General features: G+C 41.9%; 1 pseudogene. It reads right to left on the bottom strand.

What is annotated here, in order from left to right:
- Positions 1-644, bottom strand: a pseudogene (locus ACFINZ_RS11310) (hypothetical protein); the annotation flags it as partial.

Genomic DNA, 644 nt, shown 5'->3' with positions numbered 1-644 from the left:
TCACCAACAACTTTGTTAATTTCTTTATGAATATTCGTGAAAGACGTCCCTACTCCTGCTAACGCATCCGCAACATTGCCATAACTCTTCTCTTCATCTTTTCCATCAGAGTTGACTGTTTTTAGCTTGAAACTTGGAGCACCCCATTCTCCCTTATCATTATAGCCGGCTCCTCCACCAAAATACTCCGCAAACATCTTATTCATGGAATAAAGCTGTGAACCATTAACCGCATCCGTCGATACTTTTGAAACATCACCTTCCTTAACACCTGAGAGTGTCCGCGCTGCATTATCACTGTTTGCAATATTGATGCTCGTACCGCCTTTTTTACCACCAATGCTGATGACATGCGTCTCATCATCTTGCTTAACTAAGCTATCACTAACAACTTTGTTAATCTCCTTGTTAATCTCGTTATGAATATTCGTGAAAGACGTCCCTACTCCTGCTAACGCATCCGCAACATTATCATAGCTCTTCTCTTCATCCTTGCCATCTTCCTTAACAGTCTTAACCTTGAAAGTGGGAGCGGTCCATTTGCCATCATCATCATAGCCTGCACCACCACCAAAATACTCCGCAAACATCTTATTCATGGAATAAAGCTGTGAACCATTAACCGCATCCGTCGATACTTTTGA

The sequence above is a fragment of the Bartonella sp. AA81SXKL genome (assembly GCF_042196945.1).
Taxonomy (GTDB): Bacteria; Pseudomonadota; Alphaproteobacteria; order Rhizobiales; family Rhizobiaceae; genus Bartonella.
Note: the sequence above shows the minus strand (reverse complement) of the source record. Positions and strands in the feature narration are given on the sequence as shown.